Below are 17,147 nucleotides of genomic sequence, written 5' to 3'. Positions count from 1 at the left end.
GAAGGGGGTGTGAATCATGGATTCTTGATTTCAGCATCTGCGCGCAGGTAGAACCACCAGTTCAGCACCAAGCACAGTGCATAGAATACCGCAAACCCATACATGGCCATTTCTGGGGTTCCGACTTTGATTTGCGCACCAATCACCACCGGGGCAATAAATGCACCATAGGCGGCCACCGCCGATGTCCAGCCCAGTACGGGGCCAGCTTGCTGACGATCAAAGATGACGCCAATGGTGCGGAAGGTGGAGCCGTTGCCAATTCCGCTAGCAGCAAACAACACAACAAAAAGTGCCAGAAACGCGAAGAAGTATTGCTCCGGCATGGCGGAATGGTAGGCCAGCTGCATGACATAACCTACAGCTACACCCGCCACAGCCATGACGCCGCACACCCACTGTGTGACGATAGAACCGCCAACCTTGTCAGAAACCCATCCACCTACTGGACGAAACAACGCACCCACGAACGGGCCAATCCAGGCGAAGGCCAAAACTGCTGGCCCATTGGGGTTGTTGAGCGTGTGTTGCATGACACCATTGGCGTCTGCCACGTGGCTAATACCGAAGATCACCTTCATAGACAGTGGCAAGGCCATCGAAAATCCGATGAAAGAGCCAAAAGTGACGATGTACAGAATCGTCAACGACCACGTGTGCTTGTTGCGGAAGATCTCAAACTGCTTGGTAACGCCCTCTTTCATGGTGCCAAAAGCCGCCATTTTCATGACTAGCAGCGCCAATCCAATGTCCAGCGGAATGGCCACCCACATATTGAGCAGCCCCAGCCCGGTTGGCGCTGGCAGGTACAGGTACAGCATGAAGATCGAGGGCACGAACGCCAGCGTGTACAGGTAGGTAATCTTGGCAAAAGCCGTAAGCGGATTGCCTGTGGCAGGAGACACGGTCTTGAGGTTGTTCATGCCAAACCAGCACAGTGCGGCCAGCGGCACCAGCGACAGAACCCAGGCAAAACCTGCGTTCTGGATCCAGGTCTGCGTGCCTGGGGCAATCTTGCCAAAGATCCAGCCCGACTCATGCAACAGCACCTCGGGTGCGCCGCCCCATGAGCCCAATAACCCCACGGTCATAACCAGGGGGATGACGATCTGCATGGCGGTTACACCAAAATTTCCCAAGCCGGCATTTAGCCCCAAGCCCGTGCCTTGCAAACGCTTGGGGAAAAAGCTGCTGATGTTGGACATCGAGCTGGCGAAGTTACCACCACCCACGCCAGACCACAGTGCCATCAATTGGAATGCCCACAAGGGCCACTCTTTGTGCTGCAGCACGATCCCGGTACCCAAAGCGGGGGCCAGCAGCATGGCGGTGGTGAGAAAAATGGTGTTGCGCCCACCCGCCAGTCGAATCAGAAACGAGGCCGGGATGCGCATGGTGGCCCCAGCAATACCTGCGATGGCGGTTAGGGTAAACAACTCAGCCTGGGTAAATGGAAACCCCAGGTTCAACATCTGCACCGTTATGACACCCCACATGCCCCACACGGCAAAGCCGCAGAGCAAGGCAGGTATAGAAATCCAGAGATTACGGTAAGCAATTTTTTTGCCGGTTGATTCCCAGAACTGCTCATCCTCAGGACGCCAGTCAGCAATATCCGAGCCGTGTGAGGTGGATGTAGTCATAGTATGAATTCCTGTCGATTTGAGAACTTAGCTTTGCAAGGAAAAGGCTTTGGCGTTACTGCCCATCACTTCAGCCCGACGCACTTCGGTCCAGTACATCCAGATAAGTGACACCCAGACCACGCCATACAACAGCATGAAAGCGCTGGAGCGAATACCGGTCACGTCCATCAAAATGCCAAACAGGATTGGCAGGATAAAACCACCCATGCCGCCGGCTAACCCCACAATGCCACTGATGGCACCGATGTTGCCTGGGTAGTCATCGCTTATGTATTTGAAGACGCTGGCCTTGCCAAACGCCATGGCCATGCCCAGAGTGAACATCAATGCGGTGAACATGTAGACATTCAAGCCCAGATGGAACGTGGTGGGTCCGTTGACGGTCACCACGGTGAAATCGGTCTGCGGATACGACAGCAGGAACAAGCAAATCCAGCTCACCCACATCACCCACCAGGTCACGCTGTGGGCTCCAAACTTGTCCGACATGATGCCACCGATGGCGCGCAACACGCCGCCGGGCAAAGAGAAACAAGCCGCCAACAACGCGGCAATACGAATGTCCAGACCGTACTCACCCACGTAGTACTGCACCATCCACAGCGACAACGCCACATAGCCTCCAAACACAATGCTGTAGTACTGGCAGTACTTGAGCACGCGCGGGTCTTTGAGCGCCTTGAGCTGATCGGTGAACTTGACGTTGGACGGCACCAGATGGCTGGGGTCACTGGCACTGCCAAACCAGAACAGAATGAGCGTGCCCAGCATGATGGCGGCATAGACCTTGGGAACCATGGTCCAGCCAAAGGCCACCAGTAACACGGGGGCTACAAACTTATTGAACGCCGCACCCGAGTTCCCCGCGCCAAATACGCCCATGGCCATACCTTGGCGGTTCTTGGGAAACCATCGGGCTACATAGGGTGTACCCACCGAAAAAGACCCACCGGCCAAGCCCAACACCAAGCCGATGGCCAGAAAGTGCCAGTAGGCTGTGGCATAGGACATCAACCAAATGGCTGGCACGGTAATGGCCAGCAGCGCTGCCATCACAATGCGACCGCCATACTTGTCGGTCCAGATGCCCAACGGCACCCGCACCAGCGAGCCTGAGAGCACCGGCATTGAGGTCAGCAGGCCGAACTCGGTGGCGTTCAAGCCCAATGTTTTCTTCAATGGTATGCCAATGACGGCAAACATCATCCACACCATGAAGCAAACGGTAAACGCCAGCGTGCTGACGATCAGTACCGACCATGCTTTCTTGGAATTGCTCAATTCAGCGGCCATGATTCCTCTCCAATGGGTTATGGCCAGAGTGTCAAGGCTTCTTGACACGTTGACCATCCATCAAAGGGAGACACCAAATCAATCAAAAGGACTACTACGTCGATCCCATTCAGTAGAAACGCCTCATTAAGGAGTCCATAGTTCCAAAGAACTACTCCTTTTGGCTGATTCCGACGAACAATAACTGCATCAGGCAAGGCCAAACCCAGCCGCGAAGACGGCAGCCTGAACGCGGGAGCTCAATTGAAGCTTGCGAAAAATGTGCTGGACATGAATTTTTACTGTGGTTTCAGCAATATCGAGTTTGCGTGCAATCGCTTTGTTACTGCTACCCTGAGCGATCAAAGCAAGAATTTCCCTTTCACGCGCCGACAGCAAATCGAGATTTGCGGAGCCAGAGGCCACCACGGGAACCTGGCTCAGTGCAGGACTTGAACTCTCCGCTACCACAGCGCCGGCGTGTGTCTGTTTGCCGCGGAATACGCTGACAAACTTGGTCATCATCTCGGGGCTGACAACAGACTCGCCGGCCAACACTTTCACAATGGATTCGCACAATTGCTCTGTTTCAACAGTCTTTAACAAATACCCATCCGCACCCGCCTGCAGGGCTGCGGCCAGATCATCTTCATTTTCACTGACCGTGAGCATCAGGACCGATGCGCCCGGAAAGGCGGCCCTCAAAGCACCTATGCCATCAACGCCGCGAACACCTGGCAAATGGTTGTCCAGCAAAATCAGGTCCGGCACACCGAGTTCCACACAACGTAACGCTTGCCCAATATCGGCTGCCTGTGCAACTACTTCAAACCGTCCATCTTGTAAAAGCAAAGCAATCAAGCCGCGGCGAAACAGTGTGTGGTCATCAACCACCAACAATTGGATAGGTTTCATAGGGGTACTAAATTCTTGCGACGGGTTCAGACAATACAGTGCGTTCAGGGTCTGCAGACACAACAACTCCGCTAACTGGGTGCTCGGGCAGAAACAGCGTTACGGATGTTCCTTGCCCTGGTGACGACGATACCTCAACGGTCGCTCCAATTTGCTGCGCCCGCTCTTTCATGATCTTGAGTCCGACATGGCCCTCGCCCTTACTCTGAACGATATCAAAACCGGCACCGTTGTCACGCACGACAAAATGCCAGTTTGACCCTTTGGAGACTTCAAGGCTGACTTGTGAGGCCACGGCGTGTTTGCGAACGTTGGACAACGCTTCTTGCACCACATGCAAAACCTGGATTTGAACGTCTGCCGGCAATGGCAACCCCTCACCCTGAACCTGCAACAGTGCTTGCAAACCAGTTTGATGCCTGAATTTCTGCAATGTTTCCTGGAGCGCACTTTCCACATCATCCGTGTTGGTGCGGGTTCGAAAGTGCACCAATAGTTCACGCACGTCGTTGATGCTTTCGCGCAGGCCCTCATCCAATTCATTCAAGGCCGTTTGCAGCTGGGTCGCTTGCTCCCTTTGCGTGGCAACCCGCGCCAATTGCACCTGGATTTTTAGAAAAGCAAGCGACTGGGCAATCGAATCGTGCAACTCCCGCGCCAGCAACGCGCGCTCTTCGCCAACTGCGGCCTCGCGCTCCAGCGCTGCGGCACGAAAACCTTCCATGGCACTGGCCAGATGGCTGGCCATGGTGTCCAGCAACTCCATTTCATCATGGTTAAGTTCTACCGGGTTGCGATACAGCAAATCTATCTCACCAATCAACCGCTGCTGCAAGCGGATGGGGACACTCACCAGTGATTGAAACCCTGCGCGAGAACACAGCCGCGCAGGTTCGACGCTATCAACTGCGATGGGGATAACGCGGGTACGCGCATTCAACGCCAGGTTGCCACACGCGCAGGCGCCGACCAAAACGCTTCGTTCAGCTTCGAGCAGGCTTTGCGGGAAACAATCGGAAGCAAGAATGAGATACCGTTGGTTGGCCTCATCCAACCAGCGCACTGCGACCGCGTCCGCCTTCATGACGGCCCGCACACGCTGCGCAAAACCTTTGGAAAGGTCTTCTACTTTGTTGACGCCGGCCAAAAAGGCGCTCAATTCATACAGCGCCTCAATGCGCGCACGCTGCGATTCAATATGCTGCGTCTTGGCAACAACCTGTGCTTCAAGGCCCTCGTAGAGAGACTGCAACCGCGAAGCCATCAAGTTGAAGCCGGTCGCAACCTTTCCAAATTCATCCTGCGTATCAACTTCGACCCGGCTGGTGAAATCACCTTCTTCCACTTTGTGCAAACCCTGGTGCAGATTGGCCAACGGGTTGATGACATATTGATATCCCGTGTACAAAACCAATACGGCACCGCCGATGGCTAGGACCATCATGACAAACTGAGACAAATTGAGAATGGCCGTCAATCGCGATAGCTGATGTTCAATCGCAAGAACGAACCCGTCTATGGCATGGACAAACTCGCTGGTTGCTGCGATGGCGTCCGATGGCGGAATGTGCTCACCATTGAGCCATTGCCCGCGTTGATGGAGCCAAATGGACTCCACTCGCGTAAACTGACGGCTTACGGACTCATCCCATGGAACGAACAGGGGGCGGGCCGCATCACCCGATCGCAACAAGGCCAAGCTCTGGTCAAATTGATTCACCAAACTTAGCACGTCGCCGGGCTGGTGTTCGGTCTGCACCGTGCTGACCAAACGCCAAGTTTGCATGCGCATGCGGCCCGCCTCATTCACCGCAGCGGCACCGCCTTCAAGCTGCCAAGTTACCCAAAGCGTCAAGCTAATCGACGCCAGCGCGACCGCCAGAAGACTGGCTCCAATTCGAATAAGTTTGCTGGCGAGAGTGGAACCTTGCTTCATTTTGTGTCATGCAATCGGCTTGTGATGCACAGTCACACCCGAACACATGAGTCTAGTCCCTATACAGGCGGGCCACCTACCAAAGTTACAACTGCAGCGCTTTCAACGTTGCTGCGGCTTGCATTCGGTTTCTGTCAGGGGCGCCAGTAATTGTTTGCGGCCGCAACCGTCTGAAAGTTGACTGCAATGACCTGTGATGCAGCCGTCAGTCCATCGGCGGACTCTGCGTAATCTGCACGCAGCTTCTTCAGCGTTTCCATGTCGGGTTGGGTGTATTTCACACCGCGCCGACTCAGCGTGATTGCCAGTTCAAAACCTTCCTGGGGTGTGGTAGTGATCAATGATGGGAGCCAAGTATCAGCCATATCTATCTCCTGTTAACAGGCATTGAGGATAACGACATTGATCCTATCGGCGCCTATTGTTGAATTTGGACCTTACTGCGATTAGCGTTTGACGTGAAGGACTCAGGGGTCACGGTTTGAAGAGCAAACAGAGGATGCCTGTCAGCAACGCTATGCCAACCACTGTTCCGGCGATAGCTTGGCGGACCAGGCGAAGACGATTGACCTCGACGCGTTGGACCAGTACGGTGTTTTGCCCGGCCAAAAGCTTGATGAGCTCCGCGGCAGACTGCATTTCCTCTTTGAGGTTATCCACGGCCGATTGCAAAGATGCAATTTAAACGCGAAGGTCTAGCAAGGGCTCGGAAACGACCATGCTAGGTTCGCCACTTGCCGCAAGATTGGAGAGGACGGTAATGATCGTACTGGCTGCCATCAGAGCCAGCGCCTGACAGATCGTGTGTACTGCGCGTAAGAGTCACCAAATTTCGCCAAGAGGATTCGTTCTTCCGGGATGATCTGGAAGCGCGTGATGTACGCAACAAAAACGACGACCGCAACCAGGGTCAATGGATTTTCAAAATATACGCAAAGTCCCAACAGATTAAAAAACATGCCGAGGTACATGGGGTTCCGGGTAAATTGGTACGGTCCGTTTTGAACGATGGACTTCGATCGACCCGGTGCAAGTGGATTGAATGTAGTCTTGGCTTTGCGGAAGGACATTAGCCCAGAAATATCGAGCGCGAGGCCAATCAATACAAGCAACACAATGATCGGGATGCGAGCGGGCACAAGATAGCTCAACCCTGGCGTCAAGTGCGCAAGAATCCAAGCCAATGCCGCACAAATCAGTGCGATCACTGGAGGTGGAATTTTGTGGTCTAGTGAGAGCATGGGTTTGAAGGCTAACTCAACACAGCAGATTCGCTGCTTGCACTATAGCCTCAAGACCATGCCGGGACCACTCGATTGCTCAGTGACGGATCAGGTGATCAAACGCACTCAGTGCCGCCTTTGACCCATCACCCGCAGCAATCACGATCTGCTTGAAAGGCACTGTCGTGCAGTCACCCGCCGCAAACACTCCGGGCACGTTGGTGTGGCCTTTGGCATCCACAATGATTTCGCCAAACTTGCTTAGTTCCACCGTACCTTTGAGCCATTCGGTGTTGGGAACCAGGCCGATTTGCACGAACACGCCTTCGAGCTTGACCAAGTGCTCTGCCTCGGTGGCGCGGTCCTTGTATTTCATGCCATTGACCTTACCGTCCTGGCCGGTAATTTCCATGGTCTGCGCATTGGTGTGCACCGTCACGTTGGGCAGGCTGTGCAGTTTTTTCACCAGCACGGCGTCGGCTTTGAGTTCGGGCATAAACTCTATGACCGTGACGTGCTTGACCACACCGGCCAGGTCGATAGCCGCCTCTATGCCTGAGTTGCCGCCACCAATCACCGCCACGTCTTTGCCTTTGAACAGCGGGCCGTCGCAGTGCGGACAGTAGGCCACGCCCTTGTTTTTGTATTCCTGCTCGCCGGGTACGTTGACATTGCGCCAGCGTGCGCCGGTGGACAAGATGACGGTCTTGGATTTGAGTGAGCCACCGTTGGCCAGCTTCACCTCGATCAAACCACCGGGCTCTGCTGCAGGCACCAAGCTTTGCGCCACTTGCAAGTTCATGATGTCTACGCCGTATGAGCGGGTTTGCGCTTCCAGCGCGGCAGCAAATTTAGGGCCGTCGGTTTCTTGTACCGAGGGGTAGTTTTCAATGGCCATGGTGTCGTTCACCTGGCCACCAAAGCGCTCGGCGGCTACGCCAGTGCGAATACCTTTGCGGGCGGCGTATATCGCCGCTGCGGCGCCTGCGGGACCACCACCGATGATGAGCACGTCATACGGGTCTTTGGCGGAAAGCTTGGCAGCATCTTTGGCGGCAGCGCCGGTGTCGAGCTTGCCGACAATTTCTTCCACCAGCATGTGGCCAGAACTGAACATTTGGCCATTGAGAAACACCATGGGAACGGCCATGATGTCACGCTCGGTCACCTCTTGTTGGAAGGCACCGCCCTCAATCACCGTGGTCTTGACCTTGGGATTGAAAATGGCCATGAGCGCCAGTGCCTGCACCACATCGGGGCAATTGTGGCAAGTCAAGCTCATGTAGACGTCAAAGTTGAAGTCGCCATCCAGCGATTTGATCTGGTCGATCACGTCTTGCTCCACCTTGGGCGGGTGGCCACCGGTCCACAGCAAGGCCAGCACCAGCGAGGTGAACTCATGGCCCAGGGGCAAGCCCGCAAAGCGCAGGCTGGTGGCCGTGCCGGTACGCTGCAAGCTGAAGGACGGCTTGCGGGCATCGGCGCCGTCAAAACGCACGCTAATCATGTCGGCGCGCAGGCCCTGGATGGTTTCCAGCAGCGAACGCATGTCGCGGCTGGTTTCAGAGTCATCCAGGGAGGCCACCATCTCGAACGGCAGAGTCACACGCTCCAGATAGGCGGCGAGTTGGGCTTTGAGGGTATCGTCGAGCATGGTGAGTTCCTTTTAGCTATATATTTAATAGCGGTCTACGTATATTCTACGAAGGCTAGAGGCCAATTTATTCAATAAAATGCCGGACAGCAAGGTGCACACGCACCTTGACGCAGTCCGGCTGGGTTGCGCCCCTTTGCGGGGCGCAGGCAAAGGTTGTTGGCTACTTAGATTTTGCCAACCAGGTCCAGCGATGGAGTAATGGTCTTGGCGCCTTCTTGCCACTTAGCAGGGCACACTTGGCCGGGGTGGGCGGCGGTGTACTGGGCGGCCTTCAGCTTGCGCACGGTTTCCTTCACGTCGCGGGCGATTTCGTTGGAGTGGATTTCCAGCGTCTTGATCACCAGGTCCGGGTTGATGATGAAGGTGCCGCGCAGTGCCAAGCCTTCTTCAGGAATGTGCACGCCAAAGGCGTTGGTCAGCGTGTGGGTGGGGTCGCCCACCAGCGGGAACTTGGCCTTGCCGACGGCGTCGGAGGTTTCGTGCCATACCTTGTGCGAGAAATGCGTGTCGGTGGTAACAATGTAGACCTCTGCACCGGCCTTTTGGAACTCGGCATAGTGCTCAGCCGCGTCTTCAATTTCAGTGGGGCAATTGAAAGTGAATGCGGCAGGCATAAAAATCAGCACGGACCACTTGCCCTTGAGGGACTGCTCGGTCAGATCGATGAATTCACCCTTGCCACTGCGGTTGACGAAAGCGGTGGTCTTAAAAGGTTGGACTTGGGTATTGATCAGGGACATGGTTGTTTTCCTCTTGGTTACGTTCTACAAGTGAACAGGATGAAGTTTAGCCCCACTATGGAAGTAGTGGGTTTGATTGATCCAATCAATCATATTGGCAAAACCTATTGGCGATTCAACCGTGGAATACGCGCTGGTGCATGCGTCTAAGCGACCACCAGACGCCCACCGCCACCAGAGGAATGGCCACGGCGGCGGTCATCTCCGGGCTCCAGGGCCAACCCCAATGCTGGGCGCCCTTGGCCAGGTAGCTCACCAGTCCGACGATGTAGTAGGTAATGGCTGCCACCGACAAGCCCTCCACCGTGGCCTGCATCTTGATCTGGATGTCCTGGCGGCTGTTCATAGTGGCCAGCAGAGCCTGGCTGCTTTGCTGCTGCTCAATTTCCACCCGCGTGCGCAGCAGGTTGCTGATACGCGAGACCCGCTGCGACAGCGCATCTTGCCGGCGGGCTGACCAGGCACAGGTGCTGCGCGCCGGGCTCAAGCGCCGGTCCATGAATTCGCGGATGGTCTGCATGCCGGCCAGGCGGGATTCGCCGATGTCGGCAATGCGCTTGTCCAGCAGCTCGAAGTAAGCCGCGCTGGCAGAAAAGCGAGAGTGCGTAGCGGCATGCTGGCTCTCTACCGCGCCGGCCAGGCGGGTCAGGCGGTCCAGCAACAGGGGTTCGTGGTCACGCGTGGCCGAACGAATGGCATGTGCCAGATCGGCCAGCTCACGCTCGGCAGACGCCAACACCAGGGATGCTTCGCGCGCCGCCGGCAGCCCCAAAAGTGCTGCCATGCGGTAGGTCTCGATCTCCAGCAGGCTCTGAACCAGGCGGCCCAGGCGGCGCGGCGCCATGCCACCGGCCAGTAACACCATGCGGGAAAAACCATCGGCATGCACGGCGAAATCGGTGTACACCTCTGAGAAGCCATCGGCCACGGTGGAGGCCACCAAAGTGTCTTCATACAGCACGTGCTTGATCAGAGAGCCAGTCACAAAGGCCTTGCTGGGCAATACCCACAGGTGCAGATTGGCCAGGCACTCACCCGGCAACGCGGAAAACCAGGTCTTGGGCACGGCGTCGATTGCCGTCTCGGGTTCACGCTCGCCAAACTGGTCAGTCCCCAGCCGGCGCATAAACGTCCAGGTCACAAACTCGGTATGCAGTTCCCAGCGCACGCGGTAGGGGCCCAAATCCAGGCGCATGTGGGTAGAGCCGGCATCGGGCTGGGGCAGATGGTGGTCGCGCGCCAGAGTCGCCATGTGGGCCCAACTGGCTTGCCGTTGGGCCGCATCACACACCATCACCACATGCGAGAGGCTCAGGGGCACCTCCATGGCTTCGGGTGGACGCGCGTGGATTTCGTTGTGGAGCGCGACGCGCTGGGGATGCTGTGTTTGCACGTCAGTCCTCAATAAATGCTTCTTCGCGCTTGGACTTGATCGATGGCATCAACACCACAACCAGCAACAGTGCGGCAGCTGCCAGCAGGCCAGCCGACAGCGGGCGGGTGATGAACACACTCCAGTCGCCGCGCGAAAGCAGCAATGCTCGGCGTAAATACTCTTCCATCATCGGACCGAGAATAAAGCCCAACAGCAGCGGTGCGGGTTCGGTGCCCAGCTTGATGAACAGGTAACCAATGAAGCCGAAGATGCCCACCATCCAGATGTCAAAAGTAGTGTTGTTGGTGGAGTACACCCCAATTGCGCAAAACAGCACGATGGATGGAAACAGCCAGCGGTAGGGCACGCTAAGCAGCTTGATCCAGATGCCAATCAGCGGCAGATTCAGCACCACCAACATCAGGTTGCCAATCCACATGGAGGCGATCAGTCCCCAGAACAACTCGGGGTTGCTGGTCATCACTTGCGGGCCGGGCTGAATGTTGTGGATGGTCATGGCTCCCACCATCAACGCCATCACCGCATTGGGCGGAATACCCAATGTCAACAGCGGGATGAACGAAGTTTGTGCCCCCGCGTTGTTGGCCGATTCAGGGGCGGCCACGCCGCGGATATTGCCCTTTCCAAATGGCACCTCACCGGGACGCAGTTTGGTCTTTTTTTCCAGCGTGTAGGCCGCAAAGGCAGCCATCACAGCGCCTCCACCGGGCAAAATACCCAGCAGGGACCCCAGTGCCGTTCCACGCAAAACAGCGGGGATCATGTTTTTGAAGTCTTCTTTGGTGGGCATCAGGCCAGTCACGTTGGCGGTGAACACCTCACGCTCGCTATCGTGCTTACCCAAGTTGCTGATGATCTCGCCATAGCCAAACACCCCCATGGCAATCACGATAAAGCCGATGCCATCGGTCAATTCGGGAATATCAAAGCTGTACCGCGTAACGCCAGAATTCACGTCCGTGCCGACCATGCCCAGCAACAAGCCCAGCACAATCATGGCAATAGCCTTGAGTAGCGAGCCAGATGCCAGCACGACGGCGCCGATCAAACCCAAAACCATCAACGAGAAATATTCTGCCGGGCCAAACTTGAAGGCCAGTTCGGTCAACGGTGTGGCAAACGCCGCCAATATCAAGGTGCCGACGCAACCTGCAAAAAATGAACCCAGACCGGCTGCCGCCAATGCCGGCCCGGCGCGGCCATTGCGGGCCATCTGGTAGCCATCAATAACCGTCACCACGGACGACGATTCACCCGGCAGATTGACCAGAATGGCGGTGGTGGAGCCACCATACTGGGCACCGTAGTAAATACCCGCCAGCATGATGAGCGCCGCCACCGGCGCCAGTGAGTAGGTAGCCGGCAGAAGCATGGCAATGGTGGCCAGTGGGCCAATGCCGGGCAACACGCCAATCACGGTGCCCAGGAAGCAGCCAATGAAGGCGTACATCAGGTTCTGCAGCGTGAACGCCACGCCAAAACCCAGCGCCAGGTTGTTGAATAAATCCATGGAGCGAGCCTATTCAGGCACCAATGAAGGCTGGCCAGACCGGAAACTGCAACTTCAGCAGCATGATAAAGGCACCGTAGCTCAGCGCCGCCAGAATGGTGGCCAGAACCAGCGCCTCTTTGAGGTTGAACGACTCACCGGCCAGGCAGGAAATCAACGTTAACGCATAAATGCCGGCAATCAACCCCATGGGCGGCAAACCGATGCTGGGCAGGCCGCCAATCATGGCGCCAAACACCAGATTGGCCAGGATGATGAAGATCAGCGGCCGCCAGGCAAAAGCGCCAATCTTGTCGCCGTCCACGGTTTCCACCACCAGCGCCTTGAAGGTGATGATGCCGCCCAACACGGCCAGCAGCACACCCAGCGCCAGCGGGAAATAGCCTGGCCCCATGCGGGCACTGCTGCCGATGGTGTAGCCGCTGGAACCCCAAGCAAATGCCACCCCCACGCCCATGAACATGAGACCGGAAAAAAAATCTTTTTGACTTTTGATATTCACTAACCGCCTCCTGTCACCCGGCAACGCACCGGTTGGATTGAGCGGCTCAGTGTGCCACAAAGAGGCCGCAGAAATACACCGCTGGCGCGTCAGTCCAACACCCGTTACAGTGACTCCCTTCTCCTCTCGCGCCTGCGCTGACCCGCCATGTCCGAAACACTGCTCCGCGTTACCAACCTGCACAAGTCGTATGGCAGTCGTCAAGCCGTTCAGGCAGTATCCTTTCAACTGGAACAAGGTCAGACTCTGGGCCTGATTGGCCCCAACGGGGCCGGCAAGTCCACCACCGTCAGCATAATCTGCGGCTTGTTGGCCCCCGACCAGGGCAACGTTCTGGTGGGTGGCCAGCGCGTGGAACCCAGCAACCATGCGGCCAAGCGCATGATGGGCTTCGTCCCACAGGACCTGGCTTTGTACGACGACCTCTCGGCCCGTGAAAATTTGCACATTTTTGGTGCACTGTATGGCTTGGGCGGCAGTACGCTCAAGCGCCGCTGCACCGAAGTGCTGGACCTGGTGCAGCTCAGCGACCGCTTGACGGACAAACCAGCGACGTTCTCTGGTGGAATGAAACGGCGGCTCAATATTGCTGCCGCCTTGCTGCACACGCCTCGACTGCTGATTCTGGACGAACCCACGGTCGGAGTGGACCCACAAAGCCGCAACGCCATCTTTGACAGTCTGGAAGCCCTTAAACGACAGGGCTGCGCGCTCATCTACACCAGCCACTACATGGAAGAGGTGGAGCGCTTGGCCGACCACATCGTCATCATCGACCACGGCAAGGTGATTGCCGACGAGTCCCCTGCAGCGCTGTACCAGCGCCTGCCTGCCAAGGCAGCCCTGCGACTCACGCCCCAGGCACCTGTGCCGCAGGCGGTTTTGCAATCGCTGTGCCAGTTGCCTGGTGTGACGGAAGTTGCCACCGAAGGGCCAGACCTGTTGATTGGACTGAACAACGCCGAACTGGCCCAGGACGTATTGCAATGGCTCACCCAACAGGGTTGCCGCGCCAACCAATTCTCCACGGCCCGCACCAGCCTGGAAGCCATTTTTCTCACGTTGACGGGCCGCGCGCTGCGCGACGCTTGAACCCACCCCACCCTAATTTGCACCCCAACACGAGGTTGCCCCATGACTGCCCTGATCGCCCTGGTCCGAAAAGACCTGCTCCTGTTCCTCGGCGACCGCCGGGCGCTTTTGCTCAACCTTTTGATGCCCATTGTGTTGGGCGCCTTCTTTGGCTATTTGTTTGGCGGATCAGGGGCCTCCAATAACGCCAAAATCGAAATCGCTGTCGTCGCCCTCGACTCGAGCAACACCACGCACAAGATCGTCCAGGGACTGCAGGCCGATACGGCTCTGACGGTGCTGGAAATGCCGCTGGCCGAAGCCCAAGACAAGGTACTCAAGGGCAAACTGAACGCCGCCATCGTCATACCAGCCGGTTTTGGCGAGGCGGCAGGTGCGGCCTTGTTTGGAGGGCAGGCCAAACCGGAGATTGCCATTTACTTCGACCCCTCTCAGTCCGCCGTGCTCGCCATGGTCAAGGGCATGTTGACCCAACACGTCATGCAAAACGTTAGCGCAGAAATGTTCAGCGGCGCCGGTGGACACAAGCTCATTGAGGACAGCATTGCACGCTTGGATAAAAAAGTCGCCAACGACCCACGCAGTGCCGAACTTCAGGAGTTTCTAAAGAGTGTTCGCAAGTTCCAGGCTGATTCCGCACAAGTTGAAGGACCTACCAACAACACGACTGCGCAAGGGGCTGGCGCTGGCCTGTCCATGCCGTTTGTTACCCATGATCAAGCCATGAACGCCGGGCCCAAATACAACGCTTACGCCCATGCGTTTGCCGGCATGGCGGTGCAATTCATCCTGTTTATGGGCGTCGATGCGGGTATCAGTATCCTGATGGCGCAACGCATGGGTCTGTGGAGCCGTCTGTTAGCCTCTCCCATCAGTCTGAACACCGTGCTCGCGGCGCGTGCCACGTCTTGTGCGCTGATTGCGTTGGTTTTATTGCTGTTCATTTTTGTCGTTGCCGGCCTGTTCTTCCAGGTAGAAATCGCGGGCAGCCTGATAGGCTTTTTGGGAGTGGGCATCTGTTTTGCGCTGGTAACTGCTACCTTTGGTCTCTTGATTGCCGCCTTCGGCAAAACGCCCGAAGCCGCGCGCGGCATGGCCACTTTTGCAACCCTGATCATGGTCATGCTCGGTGGCGCCTGGGTGCCGGCCTTTATTTTTCCGCAGTGGCTACAAAGCGTGACTCTGGCTGTTCCCACGCGTTGGGCCGTGGACGGCCTGGATGCCATGACCTGGCGCGGCCAGCCCATGGAAGCAGCCTGGAACCCCATACTGGTGCAAATGGGTTTTGCCGTACTGTTTGCAGCGCTGGCGCTGTGGAAGTTCAACCGTCAGCGCAGCGACCACGCCCACTGAACAGACATACGGCCTACTGGCCCAGACGCCGACCTGCCCGCTGCTCCTCTCGAGCGCGCTCCATTTCACGGAACTCCAGGCATTCAGGCGTACTCTTATAGCGATCGGTGGCGCACTGCTCAGCCACACAGGGAATGCGGAGGACGAACATCTTGTCCGCGCACACCTGCCCCGGCTGGGACGGTCCTGCCCCGCGACGCCCGGCTGGGCGCACTTGGCCGATTGGTGGTGCAGCCGGCGTATCGGTCACCTCGTCCCTACGAGCAGGCATGGGTGCCGGCGGCGCCTGCTGTGCAACAGCTGCGGTAGCGGCCTTGGGTTTCATGGGTCGCGGGGCAGATGCGCCCTGGACTACTGGCGTATGTGGACTGGATGCGATTTTGGCCGGTAGCGGCGCCTGGCTGGTGTGCACCTGCGGCTGCTCAACCACAGCGGGTGGCTGCAACGCCGGCTTGGCTGTGGGTGTGGGCTCGATGAACTCTTCCGCTGGCGCACTGGCTACCTGCGTGGGCGATTGTGGCGCCGGCGCAGGGCGCAGCACCAACACGGCAGTCACCGCCGTCACAGCCGACAGAACGCCCACCACCCACCAAGCCTTGCTGCCGCTGCGCGGCACAGGCGGACTCACCAGACTCACTTCAGGCACCTTCGGCTGCTGGGTAGCTTCCACCCCACGATGCATAGGCAGAGTCGCAGCAAACGACCCCACTGTGGAATCCATGTCATGCTGGCTGCGGGCCACCAACAAGTCCAGTTCACGCTGCGCGCGGCGGGTGTAAATGCCGGCGGGAAAGCGAGCGAGGAAATCCACAAAGGCCGCTGGCTCAGTTGCGTTCTGGATGGCATTCCAGGCAGTGTGTTCGGCCTCATGGTTGACGGTGGACATCAACGCAGCATCAGCCTCAGGACCAAATATGCCAGTACTGGAGCCGTCGCGTAAGGCCGCATCAGCGACAGCCGTGACGATAGGACCAGCCTGGTAGCGGCCAATGTCAGCCGTGACCGACGCCACGGGAACCGTGCTGGACGGCGGCATTTGCTGCGCCACACCGCGCAGGGCCAGCGCAAACTCACGCGCCGTGGCGTAGCGCTCATCGGGGTTCTTGGCCAAGCCGCGGGCTATGACTGCATCCATGGCAACCGGCACTTCCGGGTTGAGGCTGCTGGGCGGGGGTGGATCGTCGTTGACGATCTGGTGGATGATGATGAACTGGTTCCCGCCATTGAACGGCAACCTGCCAGTCAGCAACTCATACAGCACCACACCGGCTGAAAACACGTCTGAGCGGGAATCCCCGCGCAGGCCCTTTGCCTGTTCCGGCGACATGTATTTGGGTGTGCCCACCGCACCGCCCACCTGCGTCAAATGGGTCTCGTCAGCCTCCTGGATGCGTGCCACGCCAAAGTCGGCAAGTTTGACGCGGCCGCTGACCTCGATGAGCATGTTGGCCGGCTTGATATCGCGGTGCACGACGTTCTGGCGGTGGGCATGGTCAAGGGCCATCAACAGGTCATGCACCATGACAATGGAAGAGCGCACCGAAAACCGGGCACCGCACTCCAGGTGGTGTTTAAGGTCTTCGCCCTGAATGTATTCCATCACCAGGTAGGCGTCGTCCCCGTCCTGGCCAGAATCGAAGACGCTGACAATGTTGGGGTGGTGCAGCCGGGCCGCTGAGCGTGCCTCGGTGCGAAAGCGCACCTCATACTCCGAGGCCGCGTCGGCCGACAAACCTTGCACGCGAATGGTCTTGATGGCCACTGGGCGATCCAGATTGGGGTCGCGCGCTTCGTAAACAACACCCATTGCGCCCTTGCCCAGGACCCGTACGATGTCGTAACGCCCTAATTTTTTAAATTCCACAATGATTTACCCCGAAACAGCCGAGGAAAACAATCCTAACG

15 protein-coding genes are annotated in these 17,147 nt (G+C 57.4%); 2 read left to right on the top strand and 13 right to left on the bottom strand.

What is annotated here, in order from left to right; translation table 11 throughout:
- Nucleotides 1-14: 14 nt before the first annotated feature.
- The 12 genes from IPI80_RS12915 to IPI80_RS12860 all read right to left on the bottom strand — a co-directional run bounded on the left by IPI80_RS12915 (nucleotide 15) and on the right by IPI80_RS12860 (nucleotide 12,797).
- Complete coding sequence (locus IPI80_RS12915; protein WP_413860692.1) at nucleotides 15-1,643, bottom strand: MFS transporter; 1,629 nt, start codon at nucleotides 1,641-1,643, stop codon at nucleotides 15-17.
- A gap of 27 nt (nucleotides 1,644-1,670) precedes the next feature.
- Complete coding sequence (locus tag IPI80_RS12910) at nucleotides 1,671-2,939, bottom strand: MFS transporter (protein ID WP_413860690.1); 1,269 nt, start codon at nucleotides 2,937-2,939, stop codon at nucleotides 1,671-1,673.
- Nucleotides 2,940-3,128: 189 nt separating this feature from the next.
- Nucleotides 3,129-3,833 carry a response regulator gene (locus tag IPI80_RS12905; RefSeq protein WP_413860688.1) on the bottom strand — a complete coding sequence of 235 codons (705 nt, stop codon included), beginning with the start codon at nucleotides 3,831-3,833 and terminating at the stop codon, nucleotides 3,129-3,131.
- Between the two features lie 7 nt (nucleotides 3,834-3,840).
- Nucleotides 3,841-5,688 carry a type IV pili methyl-accepting chemotaxis transducer N-terminal domain-containing protein gene (locus IPI80_RS12900; protein ID WP_413860686.1) on the bottom strand — a complete coding sequence of 616 codons (1,848 nt, stop codon included), beginning with the start codon at nucleotides 5,686-5,688 and terminating at the stop codon, nucleotides 3,841-3,843.
- 215 nt (nucleotides 5,689-5,903) lie between these two features.
- Nucleotides 5,904-6,134: a hexameric tyrosine-coordinated heme protein gene (locus IPI80_RS12895; protein WP_413860684.1), complete on the bottom strand. Its 231-nt coding sequence runs from the start codon at nucleotides 6,132-6,134 to the stop codon at nucleotides 5,904-5,906.
- Nucleotides 6,135-6,243: 109 nt separating this feature from the next.
- Nucleotides 6,244-6,429 carry a hypothetical protein gene (locus IPI80_RS12890; protein WP_413860682.1) on the bottom strand — a complete coding sequence of 62 codons (186 nt, stop codon included), beginning with the start codon at nucleotides 6,427-6,429 and terminating at the stop codon, nucleotides 6,244-6,246.
- Between the two features lie 119 nt (nucleotides 6,430-6,548).
- The gene (locus IPI80_RS12885; RefSeq protein ID WP_413860680.1) at nucleotides 6,549-6,977 is read right to left on the bottom strand and encodes a methyltransferase family protein; all 429 of its coding nucleotides are present in this window, start codon (nucleotides 6,975-6,977) and stop codon (nucleotides 6,549-6,551) included.
- 112 nt (nucleotides 6,978-7,089) lie between these two features.
- A complete protein-coding gene (ahpF, locus tag IPI80_RS12880; RefSeq protein WP_413860678.1) occupies nucleotides 7,090-8,646 on the bottom strand; it encodes an alkyl hydroperoxide reductase subunit F in 1,557 nt (518 codons plus the stop codon).
- A 167-nt stretch (nucleotides 8,647-8,813) separates the two neighbouring features.
- On the bottom strand, nucleotides 8,814-9,389 hold the full coding sequence (ahpC, locus tag IPI80_RS12875; protein ID WP_413860676.1) for an alkyl hydroperoxide reductase subunit C: 576 nt from the start codon (nucleotides 9,387-9,389) through the stop codon (nucleotides 8,814-8,816).
- Nucleotides 9,390-9,504: 115 nt separating this feature from the next.
- Nucleotides 9,505-10,782, bottom strand: a complete 1,278-nt coding sequence (locus tag IPI80_RS12870; RefSeq protein ID WP_413860674.1) for a DUF3422 family protein — start codon at nucleotides 10,780-10,782, stop codon at nucleotides 9,505-9,507.
- 1 nt (nucleotide 10,783) lies between these two features.
- Nucleotides 10,784-12,295 carry a tripartite tricarboxylate transporter permease gene (locus IPI80_RS12865; protein WP_413860672.1) on the bottom strand — a complete coding sequence of 504 codons (1,512 nt, stop codon included), beginning with the start codon at nucleotides 12,293-12,295 and terminating at the stop codon, nucleotides 10,784-10,786.
- 13 nt (nucleotides 12,296-12,308) lie between these two features.
- Entirely contained in the window at nucleotides 12,309-12,797 is a 489-nt protein-coding gene (locus IPI80_RS12860; RefSeq protein WP_413860670.1) for a tripartite tricarboxylate transporter TctB family protein, read from the bottom strand.
- A 147-nt stretch (nucleotides 12,798-12,944) separates the two neighbouring features.
- Here IPI80_RS12860 and IPI80_RS12855 point away from each other — a divergent pair, with 147 nt between their 5' ends.
- A complete protein-coding gene (locus tag IPI80_RS12855; RefSeq protein ID WP_413860668.1) occupies nucleotides 12,945-13,889 on the top strand; it encodes an ATP-binding cassette domain-containing protein in 945 nt (314 codons plus the stop codon).
- A 42-nt stretch (nucleotides 13,890-13,931) separates the two neighbouring features.
- Complete coding sequence (locus IPI80_RS12850; protein WP_413860666.1) at nucleotides 13,932-15,242, top strand: ABC transporter permease; 1,311 nt, start codon at nucleotides 13,932-13,934, stop codon at nucleotides 15,240-15,242.
- 13 nt (nucleotides 15,243-15,255) lie between these two features.
- On the opposite strand, the gene IPI80_RS12845 is transcribed toward IPI80_RS12850, so the two are convergent.
- Entirely contained in the window at nucleotides 15,256-17,106 is a 1,851-nt protein-coding gene (locus tag IPI80_RS12845) for a protein kinase domain-containing protein (protein WP_413860664.1), read from the bottom strand.
- Nucleotides 17,107-17,147 lie beyond the last annotated feature (41 nt).

The sequence above is a fragment of the Candidatus Aalborgicola defluviihabitans genome, from assembly GCF_016705985.1.
Taxonomy (GTDB): Bacteria; Pseudomonadota; Gammaproteobacteria; order Burkholderiales; family Burkholderiaceae_C; genus Allorhodoferax; species Allorhodoferax defluviihabitans.
This window is presented reverse-complemented; position numbering and strand designations above follow the sequence as displayed.

Coding starts and splice junctions, on each gene's coding strand:
- IPI80_RS12915 (WP_413860692.1), bottom strand. CDS start 1,643: ATGACTACATCCACCTCACACGGCTCGGATATTGCTGACTGGCGTCCT.
- IPI80_RS12910 (WP_413860690.1), bottom strand. CDS start 2,939: ATGGCCGCTGAATTGAGCAATTCCAAGAAAGCATGGTCGGTACTGATC.
- IPI80_RS12905 (WP_413860688.1), bottom strand. CDS start 3,833: ATGAAACCTATCCAATTGTTGGTGGTTGATGACCACACACTGTTTCGC.
- IPI80_RS12895 (WP_413860684.1), bottom strand. CDS start 6,134: ATGGCTGATACTTGGCTCCCATCATTGATCACTACCACACCCCAGGAA.
- ahpF (WP_413860678.1), bottom strand. CDS start 8,646: ATGCTCGACGATACCCTCAAAGCCCAACTCGCCGCCTATCTGGAGCGT.
- ahpC (WP_413860676.1), bottom strand. CDS start 9,389: ATGTCCCTGATCAATACCCAAGTCCAACCTTTTAAGACCACCGCTTTC.
- IPI80_RS12865 (WP_413860672.1), bottom strand. CDS start 12,295: ATGGATTTATTCAACAACCTGGCGCTGGGTTTTGGCGTGGCGTTCACG.
- IPI80_RS12855 (WP_413860668.1), top strand. CDS start 12,945: ATGTCCGAAACACTGCTCCGCGTTACCAACCTGCACAAGTCGTATGGC.
- IPI80_RS12850 (WP_413860666.1), top strand. CDS start 13,932: ATGACTGCCCTGATCGCCCTGGTCCGAAAAGACCTGCTCCTGTTCCTC.